Source organism: Dysgonomonas termitidis (genome assembly GCF_042654545.1).
Classification (GTDB): domain Bacteria; phylum Bacteroidota; class Bacteroidia; order Bacteroidales; family Dysgonomonadaceae; genus Dysgonomonas; species Dysgonomonas termitidis.
Window position 1 is genome coordinate 48,036 of sequence record NZ_JBHSGN010000026.1, and the last position, 19,618, is coordinate 67,653.

Consider the following 19,618-nt stretch of genomic DNA (forward strand, 5'->3'; position numbering starts at 1 on the left):
TTATAAATTACAACATGGAAAACTTTATCATAATATTCATATTCCTTTGCACATTCATTTCATGTAGTAAATCAAGCAAACATATAAAGGAAGAAGATACATCTATATATTGGGAAACTTTGAGGATCGAATCAAGAAGTCAAACAATTATAATTGATAGATGTGAAGAATATGGTATACGAGATACTTGTGACTTCGAAGAAGTGAAGATAAATGAGTCTTATACTGAGTATAAGCCAATAAACAGAGGACAAGAATATTTTAAAATAAGTCAACAGGAGAAAGATTCATTATTTCTATATATTTATGATATTGTGATCAATCCTGTATACACAGACCAATTTGCCACATGTTATGTAGGCAACATTTCTATTGGATTTAGTGCAGGTAATACAACTCAAATATGTAAATACAATTCCGTTGGTAATTGGACTACAATATCCTTATCAACAGCAAAATTATATCGCCTACTAAAAGAAAAAATAAAAATATCAGAATATTAGTTTTATCAAACTTCTTAAACCACCGATATAAAACAAAAAAGCAACCGATTTCCCGATTGCTTTTCCCTTTAGTTGCGGAGACCGGATTCGAACCGATGACCTCCAGGTTATGAGCCTGGCGAGCTACCACTGCTCCACCCCGCGATATTGTGAGTGCAAAAGTATGCATTTTATTATAACACTCCAAATAAAAATGGCATTAATAAATAAAAAACTTTTGCTATTTACACTACTGGCTGATTAAAAACAGATTAGCTGCAGCTATTTTTTACCAACTATAATACAAACCAAATCCGACTCTCTGATAGTAGGAAAAATATCCCCACTTTGTATCTTTTCTGTCGTATGGAATATTATCGTCATATTTTACGTACAAATAAAGGGAAGTACTGAAATAACTGTTAAGCTTGAAATTTACAGAGTTTTCAAATTCTACATAAACCCTCTCATAATTTGTAAAATATTTCAGGCGGGAAGTGAAATTGGTATATCGGTTGCGACTATAGCTAACATTCAGGTTGTAAGTAGAACCATATTCTGTTTTTGCTTTGTCTCCCTCATCTATGCCAAACCAAGTTGCTTTGACCTTATCACTCCTCACATATTTGTAGTTAAGAGACAATACCGAGATATCCGCAGTTATATTAAATTTCCTGTATTTATCGGCTTTGGAAACTATTTCTTTGGCATATCTCATACCTACCCCGAGGTTCAGCTCAAACGGGGAAAGAAAAGCTCTTTGTCTTACCTTATTCGCGTCATTTACATTATATCTGTTAAACAAAGGCGTCTTCATTTCCAGATTCGAAGAATAGGACCAGTTTTTAAATGCATTTACACCAAAAGAACTATATGTCCTGAACAAGTCGTCCAGGATATTCACCTTATTCACTGTATCCGCCTTCATTTGCTGGATACTTAGCCTCCATTCCAGCAAATTGTTAAAATACACTTTATTCTTCTTGTAATTTAAATTGACTTTATGCTCACTATATATATTAAAATTGTTTTCTCCCGACCAATTGTCAGAAAAGCTATTTTGACTCAGGTCTAACTTATGAGAACCGTTTTTGAGCCAATATACAGGCTTAATTCTTATTTTTTCTATTCCGGGCGTACTGAATTCTACCGGGTTGTCTGCTGTAATAAGCTCTTTCCACGGGTTTCTTTGCTCCACCACCTTTTCTTTTATTACCGACCCATCCTTAAATGTCATGGCATTCAACCTTATCTGCTGCGGATTATTCATATAATATCTTCGTCTCATAGCCTCTATTTCTTCCGCCCGTTTGAGCATAGGGGCAAATGTACTATCAGGTGATATCAGGTAGAAGGGTTCAGATTGAATAGAAGTGGTATCCTTTGGGATAAAATCCAACTGTGGAGATAGTATCTTACCATCAAATACAACGGGTAAAAAAGCCGGCTCAAAAATAATCGTATCCCTGAATGATGTGTAATTATCGAAAGGAGTCCAGTCAGGCTCTACTATCAATAAACCATTGCTGTCGCGGAGCGGTAGTAAATTGGCTTCGTGTAGCTGATTAATATATGCCGTATCTATTTTCAGAGGAGCTGAAAAACCTTTGGTTGTATCTTTTGTTGAAATTTCCTTTAATCTGGTATCTATATCTGTTATTTTATTTAACAGGCTGTCTTTATTGGCTCTCGTATTATTTGTATGTTGGGCACTTACCGATACGAACACGATAAAAAATATAATAAAACTGAAAAAGAACTTGAATACTCTCATTTCATTTATCTTTTTTCTATAAAAGAACATTCTACTACTTTCCGAGATTTCAGATCCATTTGTTATTCATTTATATAAATAATTATTATTCATAGAAATAGGGAAACAAATGCATCCGCCTATTTACTAAATTGCAAATTTAGCAATTAAATCTTAATTTTCATTTTAATTTATATTAAATGAGCCACGTCTTACAGATAATCAAAAATTGTAATTATAACACGAAACATATCGATTTGCATGTTGTTTGAATATTTTGATGTAAATTTGTAACATATTAGAGAAACAATCAAAAATGAATACATTTGGTAATATTTTCAGACTCACATCATATGGCGAATCGCATGGTGCAGCTATTGGCGGAGTTATAGACGGATGTCCGGCAGGAATCGTGGTGGATATGGATTTCATCCAAAATGAACTGAATCGCCGGCGTCCTGGACAATCAAAAATAACCACACCACGAAAAGAATCCGACGAAGTAGAATTCTTATCGGGAATATACGATGGTAAGACAACAGGCACCCCGATAGGTTTTATTATTCGTAACAACAACCAACATTCATCCGACTATGACAACCTGAAAGATATTTACCGCCCGTCGCATGCCGATTACACCTATACTCAAAAGTATGGTATCCGCGACCATCGTGGCGGGGGGCGTTCGTCTGCCCGTGAAACTATTGCCCGCTGTGTAGGCGGAGCATTGGCCAAGCTGGCTTTGAAACAACTTGATATTGAAGTTACGGCTTATACGTCACAGGTAGGATACATCAAGCTTGAGAAAGCATATAATGAATATGACCTGTCATTGATAGAATCTACACCTGTACGTTGTCCCGACCCGGAAAAGGCTGCCGGAATGATATCCCTGATAGAAGAAGTTAAATCGAAAGGGGATACGATCGGCGGCGTTATAACCTGTGTGGTAAAAGGAACTCCGGTGGGCTTGGGTGAACCGGTTTTCGGAAAATTGCATGCGGCATTAGGTAGTGCCATGCTTGGAATCAATGCTGTAAAAGGGTTTGAATATGGCGATGGTTTCGATGTAAATCATCGTGGTTCGGAAGTTAATGATGTATTCTATAACGATAATGGACAGGTAAAAACGCATACAAATCATTCGGGTGGTATTCAGGGAGGTATATCAAACGGACAGGATATCTATTTCCGGGTGGCATTTAAGCCTGTGGCTACAATACTGATGCATCAGGAAACTATAAACAAGGAGGGTGAGCATACTGACCTTAAAGCTCGCGGGCGTCATGATGCCTGTGTGCTTCCCCGGGCTGTACCTATTGTGGAAGCTATGGCAGCGATGACCATCCTGGATTATTATTTGTTGAATCAGGTAAATAAGTCCTTTTTATAAGGAATAAAAGCAATCGAATTATCGGTTGTTTTTTCTTTTTATATTAGCCGGGTAGGGACTCCGATAGCTTTTAACAGGGAGCATACCGCTTTCTTATAACAAATTTTCTATCACCTTCCTCATCTTTTCTATCGCATTATCCCATCTGAAACGTTGGACATACTCATTGCCATTTTTCGCCATCGCTATACGGTATTCATTGTTCCTTATCAGGTAAATAATCCGTTCGGCCATCTGCTTCACATCCCTCACTTCTACAAGTAAGGCTGTCTTACCCTCGAAGGCATATTCCTGATGACCTTCTATATCGGTGCACACCAGAGCGCACCCACAGAACATGGACTCGACAGACACCAGCCCAAAGCCTTCCGTGAAGCTATTGGAAATGAAAATAGCATTACGGTTATAAAGGCCACAAAGATCGTCAGGTTCGCGGAAATACCGTATCCATTCCGGCAGGCCATCCGGGCAAGGTGAAATGCCGAACAATTCTACCTGTAGTTCCGGTATTGATTCTTTCACGAGCATTAATGCTTCCAACCCGTATTTAGAACCTTTAATTTCCTGTATAGAATAAGTCATCGCTACAGATGCCGGATTTCTGTTTTCAATCCTGTCTCTTATAAAATATTTTGTGTTATCTACTCCGTTTTCAATAAGTTCTATCCTGTTTTTAGTGTACTTACTTACAATATTTTTCAGATACGATGCCACAACCACATTTACAGTATCTTTCATATCATAAGAAGCAAACAGCAAGTCTTCGTGTCCTTCCCAGTTTTCGAAACCCTGTATCAGGTTTATCTTCCGGCCTTTACTTGTATTCAGGCGTCCCATTTCCAGCACTGTAGACCACCATGTGGCTATTACAATATCGGCATCAGGTATATACTTATCTTCTACCTGAAGAACATACGACATGGTAACAGATGGCTCGAAATCGAACCATATATCCTTTCTGAAACCTTCTATTCTGGATAATATACGACGTATGGAGTAGGGAAGGCGGTACTTCATATATTGCGTTCTTATCGGATATATAAGATGCACTTTAAAACCCCGTTTTGCCAGGCGGTTGGCATATTCATACATCACCCTGAACCCTCCGGCCGGACGTCGCGGCTTAAATGGCAAAATGAACGTTATTTCCACAGGTTCGCCTTTTATCGCAATAATTTTCCCATCAGAGGTTACAGCCAGATTTCCGCGCTTTATATCTTCACGTATTTCTTTTATCTTTTTAATGTATGCTTTCCTGTTTTCTAAGTCCTGTATAGTTTCCGGTCGTCCCATATTGCCATAGAAAGGAATAATGGGTTCTCTCCAGACATCATTTTCGGTCAGGCCAGATAGTCTATGTTTATATTTACGCATATAAGGATAGCTTTTTATAAAGACAAATATACGGAAAAATATTACTGAGAGTTACATTATACGGCAAACGCACGAAAATCGGCAACGTTTCAATTAACAGTAAACAGTAAACTGTCTGCCAGCCCGTAATTTGTAACTGCCCGTAGGGCGCAGAAATAACATTCGCCGAAGCGAAGGCGAGGCAAACTCGTAACTATATCCAAAAAGTTACAAAAGTTACACTTTTCCCACTATTTTTTATCTGTTCCTTTTTTCCCTCTCTGTAAGTCCCCCTTGGGGAAACAACGTTCGGCGGAGCCAATTTAGGGGGCTCCTTCAATACTTCAAAGAGCTATCAGCTAACAGCTAAAGGCTATCAGCTTAATATATAGATAAACTTTTTCAAAAAGAATTAAATGCTGTTTGCCCTGATTATATTACAATTAAGTTTAACCATATATCGTCCTAAATGGAGCAAAAGCACATGTCTTATATTAATCCTTAACGCATCTTACTGATCTGATACCGCCTTCTTGGACAGCCAGATTATTCTGATAGCTTTTTATAGCGTGGGCCGAAAGGAAAGTATCCGGCTTTCTTACGAAGTTTGTATTTGCGATACAGATTCAAAGGTTTCTTCTTTATCTTACCTTTATAATTAGCGATGAAGTCGTCGACAGAATCGAGAATACGAGCCGATGATTTGCCATCGCGAAAAGGATGTACCTGATCCATAAATAACCGGATATTCTCCATTAGATCCGCCGGACACTCAAATGCTTTTTCCAATGCTTCCTCGAGGAGATCAGGACTGTCTATATTTATAAGATGGCTGGCAGGAAAAGTGTTTTTGTATGTCACTGCAGGCTTGTTGAACCAGAGGTACTCATAAATGACAGATGAGGTATCGCTTAACATAACATCCGATTGCCGGAATAAGCCCGCTTTATCTTCTGTCTCACAAAAGGTGGCATTGTCGTACTGTTGAGCCAGGTTCCTGTAACGGCTAACAGTTTCTTCATCCATCTTCGGATGAAAAGAAAACAGCCATACCCAGTCTTTTTTATTGAGTAGCTCTTCTATCTTATCATAAAGGACTGAGGCCGATTCCATATTCTTTGTAAAAGTGGGTGCAAATATAATCGTCGGTTTTGTATTCGAAGTTTGATCTTCAGGAGAGGATAACCACCCGTCAAACTTGCACCAACCGGTTTCATATACTTTAAAGAATCCGTATTTTTGCTCCAATTCTTTGAAGCGGGGAGTAAACATCGGACTGGTGGTACAATAAATATCGAAAAATCCCCGGATTTTGTAATGGTCTCCATAATCGCCCCGTTTATAGTATAGTCCGTGGAAAACTTCTACTTTCAGCCCCGGGAAAAAATCATAGACCCGTACTCCCGGAACGAAAACCGCGATGGGATCGTATTCCATGACTTCCCTGATTGTTTTCAATTGCTTCTCATTATCATTCAGGTACACGGGAGCAGACTCCTCTATATACCACGCTACATCATCCCCTCTTCTCCATATCTCGTCCTGCAAAGGCCGGAGGATGGTATATGAATATGATAAGGAAACAAAAAACAAGTATTTTTTCATAGATACGGCGCATTAATTTATCATTTCGAGCACAAAAGTATAAAAAAGATAGGGGAGAACAACCTTGATACGAAATTAACTGACAGCTTTTGGCTCTCGCTATTTTTTACAGGTGAAAGCCAATAGTGTTTTGGTATTGCTCATAATAAATATAAGCGGTATTCGATTACGCATACCATAGAATTAACAAGTCGTAAGTTTTGAGTAATAAGTTGAGAAGGCTGTATTACTGTTTACTGCTAACTGTTTACTGTTAAAGCAATCAAAAAGAGGTTTCTTTTTTATACTGCGACTGACCGGCAGGCGAAAACTCCTAAAAATATTCCTATCTTTGAACTTCTGTTTTGAGTAATATTTATGAATCAAAGATATCCTTCCGTACTGCTGGAAAATGCGGTGAATGAATTTGCCCGGCTACCGGGTATAGGCCGTAAAACGGCCCTGCGTCTTATCCTCCACCTGTTAAGGCAGGATGATACGCTGGTAGATAGTTTTGCTCAGTCGCTGATAGCCCTGAAGCATGAAGTGAAATACTGCAAGGTATGCCATAATATAAGCGATGCGGAGGTATGTCCCATCTGCCTGGACAAATCACGGGATTCATCAACTATCTGTGTGGTGGAAAACATAAAGGAAGTAATGGCTATTGAAAATACGATGCAGTTTAAAGGGCAGTATCATGTACTAGGCGGTATTATTTCCCCCATAGACGGTATAGGACCTGCCGACCTTGAGATCGAAAGTCTCGTAAAGCGTGTGTCACACGGAAGTATCAACGAGATAATCCTTGCGTTGAGTACTACAATGGAGGGTGATACTACCAACTTTTATATTTATAAGAAACTTGCGCCATACGACGTAAAAGTATCTATGATTGCCAGAGGCATTTCGATCGGTGACGAAATAGAATATGCGGACGAAGTCACACTGGGACGTTCGATTCTGAACCGGACCCTATTCAACGAATCTTACAGGATGTGAAAGTGAAGATTAAAAAGTGAGAAGTGAAGAATTTCCTATAACCCATAACCGCAATTTATTCTTATATTTGTATCATGCTTAACAACAATACATTGAAACTCGTAACAAATCAAATATGGTAATCGCAGTAGATTTTGACGGAACGATAGTGGAACATGAATATCCTAAAATAGGGAAGGCAATACCGTTTGCCATCGAGACATTGCTCCAATTGCAAAAAGAAGGGCATATCCTTCTTATGTGGACAGTGCGCGACGGTGATATGCTTCAGGAAGCAGTAAGCTATTGTGAAAAAAAGGGGCTGAAGTTCTACGCTGCGAACAAGAATCATCCGGACGAAGATGTGACCACCTCATCCCGAAAGCTGAATGCCGATATGTTTATCGACGACCGCAATCTGGGCGGGTTACCCGACTGGGGGGTCATCTATCATGCGATAAAGGCTATGGAAAGAGGGGAAACTTCGTTTGAAAGAATAATGATGTCATCAGGCGAAAACCAACGCATCCGCCGCAGGAAGAAGAACTTCTTTATCCGTCTGGGGGAAATGTTTGAAAACAACAGGTACTGAAAATAATGATGAGTTGTAAGTTATGGGTTACGAATTGACCGGCATAACTTGCAACTTATAATACATCGTTCATAACTCATAATTAAGAATCATGGTGCTGAAAAATTCATATATATCGTTAAGAGCTGTAGAACCAGAAGATCTGGACCAGCTCTATGGCTGGGAAAATTCCACCGCATTGTGGGTTCACGGTAATACTCTTGCTCCGTATTCAAAGCTGATACTGCGCCAGTATATCAATGACGCCCTGGAAATGGATATTTTTCAGAGTAAGCAATTGCGCTTGATGATAGACCTTACGGATGAGAAAGTAACCATAGGAACAATCGACCTGTATGAAATAGACGCGCACAACCGCCGGGCCGGTATCGGAATACTGATAGACGAGGCTTTCCGGCAGAAAGGGTACGCTTCACAGGCTTTAAGCCTGATGGGCGATTACGCTTTCAACTTCCTGTATCTTCATCAGTTGTATGCATACATATCCGTTAGCAATACAAACAGTATCAGGCTTTTCGAAAAAGCGGGGTATAAAGAAGTCGGCATATTTAAAGACTGGATACAGAGAGTAGATAAGTTTGAAGATGTGCAATTATCTCAATTGGTTAACAATAAGTAATTCAAATAATTACAATGAATGAAGATATAAAGAATGCCTTCGATGTACTGGTTGCAGGAGGTCTTATCCTTTACCCAACCGATACTATATGGGGAATTGGCTGCGATGCAACTAATGAAGAGGCTGTGCGAAAAGTATATGAGCTAAAAAAGCGTACTGATAGTAAAGCTTTGATTACATTGCTGGATAATCCGGTTAAGCTGGATTTCTATATTGACGGAGTACCCGAAATAGCCTGGGATCTTATCGAACTGGCTGATAAGCCTCTTACCATAATATATGATAATGCGCGTAATGTGGCGCCCAACCTGATAGCGGAAGACGGCAGCCTTGCTATCCGCATTACCAAAGAGAACTTTTCGCAGGAACTTTGTAAACGTTTTCGCAAAGCGTTGGTATCTACATCCGCCAATATCAGTGGGGAGCCCTCTCCGGCGAACTTCGGCGAGATTAGCGATGAAATCAAAAACGGTGTGGATTATATTGTCCGATACAGGCAGGACGATATCTCCAGATCGAAGGCCTCGAGCATAATTAAGCTGGGTAAATCGGGTGAAGTAAAAATAATCAGGGAATGACGGGTATACACGAAGATGAATTATTAGAAAGCGTATCCTACAGCGATGGCATAAGCAAAGAAACATTCGACCAGTGTATATTCTCGAAATGTGATTTTTCCAATGCCAAAATTACAGGTTGCAGCTTTACGGACTGTACTTTTACCTTTTGTAACTTTTCAATGGCTGATCTGGCCCAATCTACACTAAATAATGTGGAGTTTAGTAATTGTAAAATATTAGGCGTGAAATTCAACCACTGCCACGACTTTATATTTCAGGTTGGCTTTGATAAATGCATACTGGACTACAGCTCATTCGAGAAACGAAAAATGATTAAAACAAGCTTCAAAGATTCCTCGTTAAAAGGTGTGGACTTCGCCGGTGCAGATCTCAAACAATCGAAATTTATCAACTGCGACCTGAACGAAGCCATATTCTACGATTCCAATATTCAAGAGGTAAATTTTACTACCGCCTTTAATTATACAATAGACCTTAGTCAAAACCAAATGAAAAAAGCCCGCTTTTCGAAAGACGGATTAGCCGGATTACTCAGACAGTTTGATATTGTAATTGAATAGCAGCAGGCAGAAGAACAATATTATTTTTTTGTAAAAGTTTATATATAGTAGACTGATAGCTTGCAGCAGTTAACAGTATTCTCACACAGAGACGCCAGGGCGCAAAGTCTGATTCATTCTATAATTTACATTTATTAACTGTATTTGGTTAAAACCTGACATATCTGACATATTTTTTACTGTTTACATAGTATTTAATTTACATATATTGACTATATATAGTTAAAAAGTAACAAAGGTAACACTTATTTCAGTTAACAGTTAACAGTAAACAGTAAACAGTAAACAGTTAACAACTCGTATCTTGTCTACTCGTATCTTGTAACTGCCCAAAGGGCGCAGAAATAACATTCGCCGAAGCGAAGGCGAGGCAAACTCGTAACTATATCCAAAAAGTTACAAAAGTTACACTTTTCCCACTATTTTTTATCTGTTACTTTTTTCCCTCTCTGTAAGTCCCCCTTGGGGAAACAACGTTCGGCGGAGCCAATTTAGGGGGCTTCTTCAATACTTCAAAGAGCTATCAGCTAACAGCTAATGGCTATCGGCTTAATATATAGATAAACTTCTTCAAAAAGATTAAATTGACGGCGTTCACCCTGACGCGGATGAAACCATGAAGAACCCCGTTTCTTACCGCATGGATTCAGGTTTTTTGCCTGATAAAAATTTCTGACAAATCGTCATATTTCATATTTTCCCTCAAAAAAATACCACTTTGGCACAGCATTTGAATAACAGATTGTGTCGCTGTAAAGCGTAAAGATGATCAATCAGAATGAATAAACAAATAAATATAAAAAAATTAAAATGGGAAAAATAATTGGAATTGACTTAGGTACCACAAACTCTTGTGTTGCCGTGTTGGAAGGTAACGAACCTATCGTTATCGCTAACAACGAAGGTAAAAGAACAACGCCTTCCGTTGTGGCATTTATTGAAGGAAACGAGCGTAAAGTGGGAGACCCTGCTAAACGTCAGGCTATCACAAACCCTGAAAAAACAATATACTCCATAAAGAGATTTATGGGAGAAACCTGGGATCAGGTTCAGACGGAAGTTACACGTGTACCTTACAAAGTAGTTAAGGGAGACAACAATACTCCACGTGTAGACATCGACGGACGCCTGTACACTCCGCAGGAAATTTCGGCCATGATTCTTCAGAAAATGAAGAAAACAGCAGAAGACTATCTCGGACAGGAAGTAACAGATGCTGTTATCACCGTACCTGCATATTTCAGCGATTCGCAACGTCAGGCTACAAAAGAAGCCGGAGAAATTGCAGGACTTAAAGTACAACGTATCGTTAATGAACCTACTGCCGCAGCCCTTGCTTACGGTCTTGACAAGGCTCATAAAGATATGAAAATAGCCGTTTTCGACCTTGGTGGCGGTACATTCGATATTTCTATCCTCGAACTGGGCGATGGTGTATTCGAAGTGAAATCGACTAACGGAGATACTCACCTCGGTGGTGATGACTTCGACCAGGTAATCATCAACTGGCTGGCGGAAGAATTCCTGAAAGACGAAGGACTCGACCTACGTAAGGACCCGATGGCCCTTCAACGCCTGAAAGAAGCTGCTGAAAAAGCAAAAATCGAACTTTCGAGCACAACATCCACTGAGATCAACTTACCATATATAATGCCGGTGAATGGTATTCCAAAACACTTGGTAAAAACATTGACACGAGCCAAATTCGAACAGCTGGCCGATACCCTGATACGCAAATGTATCGATCCTTGCCGTCAGGCATTGAGCGACGCAGGCTATTCAGCGTCCGATGTAGATGAAGTTATCCTTGTAGGGGGGTCTACCCGTATCCCTGCCGTACAGGCCGAAGTTGAAAAGTTCTTTGGTAAAACTCCGTCTAAGGGTGTAAATCCTGACGAAGTGGTTGCCGTAGGAGCTGCTATACAAGGAGGTGTACTGACAGGTGAAGTGAAAGACGTGTTATTGCTGGATGTAACCCCGCTTTCTTTAGGTATTGAAACGATGGGTGGTGTGATGACAAAATTAATAGAGTCTAACACGACCATCCCGACCAAGAAGAGTGAAACATTCTCTACCGCGGCCGACAATCAGCCTTCAGTACAGATAAATGTACTACAGGGAGAACGTCCGCTGGCCAGGGATAACAAACAAATCGGCGTATTCAATCTGGATGGCATTATGCCTGCACGTCGTGGCGAACCTCAGATAGAAGTGACATTCGATATCGATGCCAATGGTATCCTGAGTGTATCGGCAAAAGACAAAGCTACCGGAAAAGAACAGTCGATCCGTATCGAAGCTTCATCAGGACTTAGCGACGCTGAAATCCAGAAGATGAAAGACGAAGCTGCCGCTAATGCGGAATCTGATAAGAAAGAAAAGGAAAAGATAGACAAGCTGAATCAGGCGGATTCTATGATTTTCCAAACAGAGAAGCAACTGAGTGAACTTGGTGATAAAATTCCTGCTGACAAGAAAGCCCCTATCGAAGGAGCCTTGACCAAGTTAAGAGATGCTCACAAGGCTCAGGATCTGGCAGGTATAGATACTGCAATGAATGAACTGAACACATTGTTCCAGAATCTAAGTCAGGAAATGTACAATCAGGCCGGGGCAAATCCGGGCCAACAAGCCGGAGGCAATGCTGGAGAGCAGCCGAAAAACGGTGATAATGATGTAACTGATGTGGATTTTGAGGAAGTGAAGTAATAACGATTATTATCAATAATCAAATAGAGTGAAATAGCGGTAAATTATTGATTTACCGCTATTTCTATTTTAAATAATTATTGTTTATAATGCTTGTATGTTGTTTATTTATCGTATATTTGTACCAGATTTGTATCGCGCCTTATTTGATTGGAATGTGCGCCTAATACAGTCTTGTAGATTCTTATTAGTACTTATTAAGTATGTAAAACGAGATAAAAAACGATATATGGGAGTTAGTAAACTGAAATTACCAAAAGTATGCGAGCATTGCGGAAAAACCTTTGAAGCGAAAACCATCAATACTCGTTTTTGTAGTGATGCTTGTAACAATGCCTCACTTCGAATGCGGAAGAAAGAGGCATTGGAAGCAGAACGTAAGCAACAAATTTTACAAGAGAGTGCTGCTGCCATTGCCACCATCCAAACACGCCCTTACATTTCCATTGCAGAGGCTGTTGTATTGTTTGGCATTTCAAAAGACACCATTCGCCGATTGATAAAAGCGGGCAAAATCCCTGCTGTTAATTTGGGCGAACGCCTTACAAGGGTAAGCCGAACACATATCGAAGCAATGTTTACAGCCGTTGCTATGCCGGAAGAAAAGCCACAGAAACAGCAGCCTGTCAAATTGCAATATGAGCCAAGCGAATGTTATACGATAAACGAAATTTCCGAAAAGTACGGTGTTTCATTATCAACCGTTAGCGGTACCATTCGCCGAAACAGCATACCGAAAAGGCAGGTAGGCAAATTCGTTTATGTACCCAAAGAACAAGTAGATAAAATATTCGCAAGAAAATGAAAGAGTTATCGAACACCAAAGTAACTGTAAGGCTTCGCAAAGTCGAAGACCGCAAAGAGTGGTATCTCTATATTGAGAGCTACCCTGTCTTTGTGGCGGGGAAGAAACAACCACAGCGCATCCGTGAGTACCTTAACCGTACTGTTACGACTATGGAATGGGACAAAACCCGCACTGCTCGCACCGAAGCCGATGGAAGTGTAAGCTATAAACCCAAACGCAATGATAATGGTTTGATTATTTGTCGAAGTGAAATCGACCAAGAAAGCATCCTTTATGCCGATGGCGTTCGCAAACTCCGCCAACGTGAATATGATAATGCCGATTTATACAGCGATACAGAAACCGCACAAGCCGAGCAAAAAGAAAAATTGCAACAAAATTTCATTGAATATTTTGATGTGGCGGCAAAGAAACGCCACGCCAATAGTTCCGAATCAATCCGCACAAATTGGAAACGTACCCTTGAATTGATGAAACTATTTGCCGGCGAATATTTGCCATTCTCAAAGATAGACAACCGTTTGGCAGAAGATTTCAGAATGTTTATGTTATCAGCCCCTTGCGGTGGAAACAGGAGTGGCACAGTTTCAAGAAACACTGCTGCAACCTACTTTTCCATTTTCAAAGCAGGATTAAAGCAGGCGTTTGTCGATGGGTATTTAACAGTAGATTTGTCCGCAAAAATCAAAGGCATACAGGAACAGGAAACCCGCCGAGAGTTCCTGACAGTCGAAGAACTGAATATCCTTGCCGCCACGCCTTGCGAGCAGGACACAATGAAACGTGCCGCCTTGTTTTCGGCTCTTACCGGTTTGCGCCACTGTGATATTCAAAAAATGAAGTGGAAAGAAATACAGATTGATGGCGACCAAGCCCGCCTCAATTTTACCCAACAGAAAACCAAAGGAGTGGAATACATGCCCATTTCCGCACAGGCATTGCAACTTTGCGGAGAGCCACGCAAACTCGACCAACTCGTTTTTGAAGATTTACCCGACCCCTCGTGGATTTCCAAGCCATTGGAAAGGTGGATAAAAGCCGCAGGAATTACCAAGAGAATCACGTTCCATTGTTTTCGGCATACATTCGCAACCCTGCAACTTTCCAATGGAACAGACATTTACACCGTAAGCAAGATGTTAGGGCATACCAATGTAAAGACCACCCAGATTTACGCTAAAGTGGTGGACGAAAAGAAAAACAAGGCGGCACAAGCGATACAGTTGAACACCATTAATAACACAAAGGAATGAAACAAAATAGTCTTTTGCAGTACATTGTTCTATACATGATTGTAGCTTGTGTTGCTTTGGCTATTGCTACATTGGCTCGTGTCTTTACCGTTTCAATCGGCTTTGATAGCTTTACCGCCTTTATGGTTTTTATTGTGGTGTTGGCTATTCAGGTGGTAGTTTATTTGAGTATTCATGTGGTACTACAAAACACGATGTTGCCGTGGATTGGGGAATGGCTATCCAAAATACCTTACTTCCGAAAGAAGATTGAAAGCCGACAAGTTCCTATGATTGCGAAAGAAACACTTCTTGATGCACCGGAACAGCCATCTTTAGAAGATATTCGGAACAAGCAACTACAAAACAAAACTAAGGAACAGAGAGACAGACTGAATATAGCTCTAAACTATACTCGAAAATCTTTTGCTCTCTATCTATCAAATGAACATCTTGATGTGCTTTGCCGGAACTTACAGGCATATATCAACGAATTGGATGTAAAAGAATTGCAGCCTGTTAAAATCAAAGAACTAACTGCCATTGACATCCGCCACTTTGGTTGGAATATTTGGAACTATTCAAAACCAAGAAATCAGATGGATATTGCCCATTTTCTGAAAATCGTATTCCCCGATGTTTTCAAGGAAACGGAAGTTGATAGTATCAAACGGCATTTGAAAGATGATGAATTAAAGGGGGCGATTAAGATACAGGAAAACATTGATTGAGCTAAGAATCAGATATAAATGTGCATGTCTTTGTGAATGAAACGAAAATTGTGGATACAAAACAGTATAAAAAGAATAATGGAAACGACGAATTTTAACAACAAAGAGCCGAAAGAAATTCTATCTATTTTAGGTGGATTATTTGACTCTTCCTTAGAAGCAAGGAACTTGGACAGATTGCAGGAATCTATTAAAATTGCTAATGCTATAAATACAGAGGGGTTTGACAATAATTCATTAGCAATTTTAAATTATTTTTTAGGGAATGCTTGGTCTTATGTTTTCAAAATCAAAAATCCAATTCCAGATTTTGGTTTTGAGGATGAAGAAATTGAAAAAGAAATACTTTATTATAGAAAAGCACTTGAACTAATAAAAGACTGTGAAGATGACTTTATTACCTGTCAAATTCTAACAAATCTTGGAAATTTATTTAGTCATATTGGAAGAATTGTTGAAGCGCAAGAGTATTTCAATTTATGCCTGAGTATTAATGATAAGTTTGGTATGGCAATAGGAAATAGAGGTTTTGGGTTATTTCATTATGCACGAGTTATTTTTGAACCTGTACATCAATTTATTTTTTTACAATATGCAAGAAAATATTTATTGGAATCATTAAACTGTTCGGATGTCTATAAAGAAGCCAAACAAGATTTTTATTCTAAGGCAAAATATATTGAAACAGCTTATTCAATAAATGACTTAAATGATTTTAAAACATACAAAAACTATTACAAAGACTTAAAGCAAGAGGAAATTGATTATAGAAACTGGTGTGCAGAACATAAACTTTTTATAAACCCTTTAAATGATATTTTTACAGATAGTGTTGTCGCAAATGATTGTTTATTCATGCCTTCAATGGTTTTGAATGCTTCCGAAAAACCAATCTATCAAACAATATATAATCAAGTTAAACAAGAGTATGTCAGTGCACGTTTTCTTTTTTATGAATCTCTTTTTTATAATAATACTCATTTTTCGGATAAAGACGTAACCTTGATGGACACGCTTGATTATTCTGCATATTCATTGACTGCTGAAAAGACTAAAATAGCATTTCGAGTATGCTACTCTCTATTTGATAAAATAGCTTATTGCCTGAATTTGTATTTCAAGTTAGAAAATAAGCCAGATAAAGTAACATTTAAAAATGTTTGGTACAAAAATCTACGAAAGAATCAAGGCCTAAATCAATTATTATCTCAGACAGGAAATTGGGCATTAAGAGGGCTATATTGGTTGAGTAAAGACTTGTATGAAGAAGATTTTGGAACAACGATTGAGCCACAAGCAAAAGAAATTGCAAAAATAAGAAATTATATAGAGCATAAGTCTTTTAAAATCGTAGAAAGTTTTAATTGTAACTACACAGAAGAAACTGAGACATACGAAATTGATAGAGATATGTTTATAGAAAAAACGCTTAAGGTTATAAAATTGAGCCGTTCAGCATTAATGTATTTGGCGTATGTGTTTTATGAAGAAGAAAGTAATAGGGAGCAGTTTAGAGATAGGACAACAATAATGCCTGTTGAATTTATTAATTTGAAAGATGAATATAAAACATAGGGACTCTTGCACCTATCAATCAATATTCCAAAACGTTAGCAAAATAAAATATTGCTCTCAAAGACCAATAATAACCACAAAATATTACCATTTTCAGTGTTTTCAAAGTGTTTCTTTCGTGTATTGAAACACAGCGAAAACACTTTTTTCATTTGCACCATAACAATTAAAAACGATAAGTTATGGATACAAATGAAATTTCTTTTGAAAATCTACCAAAGGCGGTCGCCTATTTGGTCAATGAAGTGGCTGAAATCAAATGTTTAGTCGAAAAAGGGCAAATGTCCACTGTTCTCCAAAAGCGTGTTCCAATAAATATTGAAGAAGCTTGCCGGATTATTGGCAAAGCCAAGCCAACCATTTACACGCTTGTCCGCAAACGCTTGCTTCCCTGTTATAAAAACGGCAAGAAGCTCTATTTCTTTGAAGATGAACTGTTGGAATGGATTTCCAAAGGCAAAAAGAAAACCTTGGCAGAAATCAACGATGAGGTTGAAGCCACCTATCGAACTAAATCTAAAATGCCAAAAACAGGCGGAAGGAAATAGGCTATGGAAAAAGAAAATCAACAACAGCCATTGTCCTTGCCCGAAATTTGGCAGACCACGAGCCTGCGGATTACCGATGAATTTCCGTCCCCGCCTATCGTGCTTCGTGTTGATGATTCCATTATCGGCACTTTAGGCAATTTCAGCGCATCCACAGGAAAAGCGAAAAGCAAGAAAACTTTCAATATCTGCGCTATTGTTGCTTCTGCATTGAGTAACGGCACGGTTTTGAATTACCGAGCCTCATTGCCTGAAAGCAAAAGGAAAATCATTTACATTGACACCGAACAAAGCAAATTCCATTGCAAAAGAGTATTGAAGCGTATTTTGGCATTGGCTGAAATTCCAGATAACGAACATCCCGAAAACCTGAAATTTCACTGTTTGCGTAGATTAACGCCTCAAATGCGCCTGTCCGTCATCGAGAATGCAATTTACAATACCGAAAATTTGGGTTTGGTTGTAATTGACGGCATTAGAGATTTGGCTTACGACATCAACAGTCCGAGCGAATCAACCAATCTGATTACAAAATTGATGCAATGGACGGATGAAAGGCAAATCCATATCCATACGGTTTTACACCTGAACAAAGGCAATGATAATACGCGCGGACATTTGGGTACGGAACTCAACAACAAAGCCGAAACCGTTTTGCAGATTACGAAAGACGAATTTGACAAAGACATTAGTTCCGTTACGGCTATGTTCATCCGCGACCGCGATTTTGAGCCGTTTGCGTTCAGGATAAATGAAAACAGTTTGCCCGAATTGATAGAAGATTATCAACCTAAAAAATCGGAAAAGAAACAAACATTTGATTATCGGGAAGTTTCGGAAGAAAAGCACCGCGAGGCATTGGAACAGGTTTTCTCAATCGGCGAAAGTTTGTCATACAGCACTTTGATAGAACGTTTGAAAAAGTGCTATTCCTCTGTTTGTTGCGAGTTTGGAAATACAAAAGCAAAGCAGTTGAAACAATTCCTTTGCAACAAGCGAATGATTGTGCAGGGAATGGACAAACTTTACCGCTACAATCCCGATTTCTACTACTGAAAATCAGTTCGGTTCAAGTTGGGTATATATATAATAACCTAAACTGAACTGCTAAAACTTTTGCCTTTGAAAAAAGAAAAGTGATTAATCAACTAAAATTCAACAATATGAACGCAGCACAAGCAAAAACGATTAAAATTGCAGAATATCTGCAAAGTTTGGGATACAGTCCCGCAAAAATTCAGGGGTGCAACTATTGGTATTGTTCGCCATACAGGGAAGAACGGACGGCATCGTTCAAAGTGGATACCAATAAAAATACTTGGCATGACTTCGGAACAGGTGAAGGTGGGGATATAATCGACCTTGCACAAAAGATTGGAAATTGCTCTGTCGAAACGGCTTTATGCAACCTTGCCAATATTCAACCCAATTTTTCTTTTTTCCAAAGCAAAAATATTTTGCAGGATAATCCAACAACCATCATTACAGATATTCGTCCAATAGCCCACCCTAAACTAATCGAATGGGTAAAAGAACGTAGAATTGATTTGCATTTGGCAAACCTGTATTGTCGAGAAATCCACTATCAAAACCAAAGTGGACAATTCTTTTCCGTTGGGTTCAGGAATGATAAAGGCGGATATGAATTGAACAGCCCTCCAAGTTTCAAAAGTTGTATTTCGCCGAAAGAAATAACAACTTTTCAAAACGGGAAAGACAGTTGTCTGGTTTTCGAGGGGTTTTGGGATTTTCTTTCGTACCTCACAATTCAGAAAATCGAACGAACAAAGCACGATGTCGCCGTTCTCAATTCCACAGCAAACACTGAAAAGGCGATGAATTTTCTAAAAACTCACAGGGAGATTTACACCTATCTGGATAACGATGATGCAGGAAGAAAGGCGACAGAGTTAATCAAGTCAGCAAACTTGACTGTGTATAATCGCTCAACACAGTTTGCAGGATATAAAGACTTGAACGACTATTTGCGTGGGAAAAAACAGCTTCTCAAAAAGCAGGTTCGTAAAGGATTCAAACTTTAGACGGCTTGCCGCAGGGATGGAAAATCCAGTGAGCGTTGCCCCCTCGTGCCAAATCTAAATTGACCCCTGAAAAAA

At 39.2% G+C, this 19,618-nt stretch carries 18 protein-coding genes and 1 tRNA gene; 15 read left to right on the forward strand and 4 right to left on the reverse strand.

The window, feature by feature from the left end:
- Window positions 1–14 precede the first annotated feature (14 nt).
- Window positions 15–503: a hypothetical protein gene (locus ACFO6W_RS03805; protein ID WP_379994024.1), complete on the forward strand. Its 489-nt coding sequence runs from the start codon at window positions 15–17 to the stop codon at window positions 501–503.
- Between the two features lie 72 nt (window positions 504–575).
- On the opposite strand, the gene ACFO6W_RS03810 is transcribed toward ACFO6W_RS03805, so the two are convergent.
- Window positions 576–647, reverse strand: a tRNA-Met gene (locus ACFO6W_RS03810).
- Window positions 648–771: 124 nt separating this feature from the next.
- Window positions 772–2,256 (reverse strand): DUF3078 domain-containing protein, encoded by a 1,485-nt coding sequence (locus ACFO6W_RS03815; protein WP_379994025.1) that lies wholly within the window; start codon window positions 2,254–2,256, stop codon window positions 772–774.
- A 295-nt stretch (window positions 2,257–2,551) separates the two neighbouring features.
- Here ACFO6W_RS03815 and aroC point away from each other — a divergent pair, with 295 nt between their 5' ends.
- A complete protein-coding gene (aroC, locus tag ACFO6W_RS03820; protein ID WP_379994026.1) occupies window positions 2,552–3,628 on the forward strand; it encodes a chorismate synthase in 1,077 nt (358 codons plus the stop codon).
- Between the two features lie 93 nt (window positions 3,629–3,721).
- Here aroC and ACFO6W_RS03825 read toward each other — a convergent pair whose 3' ends face one another.
- Window positions 3,722–5,002: a glycosyltransferase family 4 protein gene (locus ACFO6W_RS03825; protein ID WP_379994027.1), complete on the reverse strand. Its 1,281-nt coding sequence runs from the start codon at window positions 5,000–5,002 to the stop codon at window positions 3,722–3,724.
- Window positions 5,003–5,527: 525 nt separating this feature from the next.
- Complete coding sequence (locus ACFO6W_RS03830) at window positions 5,528–6,586, reverse strand: CDP-glycerol glycerophosphotransferase family protein (RefSeq protein ID WP_379994028.1); 1,059 nt, start codon at window positions 6,584–6,586, stop codon at window positions 5,528–5,530.
- 357 nt (window positions 6,587–6,943) lie between these two features.
- Between ACFO6W_RS03830 and recR the strand changes: the two genes are divergently transcribed.
- The 13 genes from recR (at window position 6,944) to ACFO6W_RS03895 (ending at window position 19,543) form a co-directional block, all read left to right on the forward strand.
- Window positions 6,944–7,567, forward strand: a complete 624-nt coding sequence (gene recR, locus ACFO6W_RS03835; protein WP_379994029.1) for a recombination mediator RecR — start codon at window positions 6,944–6,946, stop codon at window positions 7,565–7,567.
- A gap of 115 nt (window positions 7,568–7,682) precedes the next feature.
- Window positions 7,683–8,138, forward strand: coding sequence for a BT0820 family HAD-type phosphatase (locus tag ACFO6W_RS03840; RefSeq protein WP_379994031.1), 456 nt, complete (start codon window positions 7,683–7,685; stop codon window positions 8,136–8,138).
- 91 nt (window positions 8,139–8,229) lie between these two features.
- A complete protein-coding gene (locus ACFO6W_RS03845) occupies window positions 8,230–8,757 on the forward strand; it encodes a GNAT family N-acetyltransferase (RefSeq protein ID WP_379994032.1) in 528 nt (175 codons plus the stop codon).
- A gap of 14 nt (window positions 8,758–8,771) precedes the next feature.
- Entirely contained in the window at window positions 8,772–9,335 is a 564-nt protein-coding gene (locus ACFO6W_RS03850; RefSeq protein ID WP_379994034.1) for an L-threonylcarbamoyladenylate synthase, read from the forward strand.
- A complete protein-coding gene (locus tag ACFO6W_RS03855) occupies window positions 9,332–9,898 on the forward strand; it encodes a pentapeptide repeat-containing protein (protein ID WP_379994035.1) in 567 nt (188 codons plus the stop codon). Before ACFO6W_RS03850 ends, ACFO6W_RS03855 begins: the two co-directional genes overlap by 4 nt.
- A gap of 810 nt (window positions 9,899–10,708) precedes the next feature.
- Entirely contained in the window at window positions 10,709–12,607 is a 1,899-nt protein-coding gene (gene dnaK, locus ACFO6W_RS03860; RefSeq protein WP_379994036.1) for a molecular chaperone DnaK, read from the forward strand.
- A 229-nt stretch (window positions 12,608–12,836) separates the two neighbouring features.
- On the forward strand, window positions 12,837–13,412 hold the full coding sequence (locus ACFO6W_RS03865) for a helix-turn-helix domain-containing protein (protein WP_379994037.1): 576 nt from the start codon (window positions 12,837–12,839) through the stop codon (window positions 13,410–13,412).
- A complete protein-coding gene (locus ACFO6W_RS03870; protein WP_379994038.1) occupies window positions 13,409–14,668 on the forward strand; it encodes a site-specific integrase in 1,260 nt (419 codons plus the stop codon). Before ACFO6W_RS03865 ends, ACFO6W_RS03870 begins: the two co-directional genes overlap by 4 nt.
- Window positions 14,665–15,378 (forward strand): hypothetical protein, encoded by a 714-nt coding sequence (locus ACFO6W_RS03875; protein ID WP_379994039.1) that lies wholly within the window; start codon window positions 14,665–14,667, stop codon window positions 15,376–15,378. Before ACFO6W_RS03870 ends, ACFO6W_RS03875 begins: the two co-directional genes overlap by 4 nt.
- 78 nt (window positions 15,379–15,456) lie before the next feature.
- Window positions 15,457–16,953, forward strand: a complete 1,497-nt coding sequence (locus tag ACFO6W_RS03880; protein ID WP_379994040.1) for an LA2681 family HEPN domain-containing protein — start codon at window positions 15,457–15,459, stop codon at window positions 16,951–16,953.
- A gap of 182 nt (window positions 16,954–17,135) precedes the next feature.
- On the forward strand, window positions 17,136–17,501 hold the full coding sequence (locus ACFO6W_RS03885) for a helix-turn-helix domain-containing protein (protein WP_379994041.1): 366 nt from the start codon (window positions 17,136–17,138) through the stop codon (window positions 17,499–17,501).
- Window positions 17,502–17,504: 3 nt separating this feature from the next.
- Complete coding sequence (locus tag ACFO6W_RS03890; protein ID WP_379994042.1) at window positions 17,505–18,557, forward strand: AAA family ATPase; 1,053 nt, start codon at window positions 17,505–17,507, stop codon at window positions 18,555–18,557.
- 107 nt (window positions 18,558–18,664) lie between these two features.
- Window positions 18,665–19,543, forward strand: a complete 879-nt coding sequence (locus ACFO6W_RS03895; RefSeq protein WP_379994043.1) for a toprim domain-containing protein — start codon at window positions 18,665–18,667, stop codon at window positions 19,541–19,543.
- Window positions 19,544–19,618: the final 75 nt, after the last annotated feature.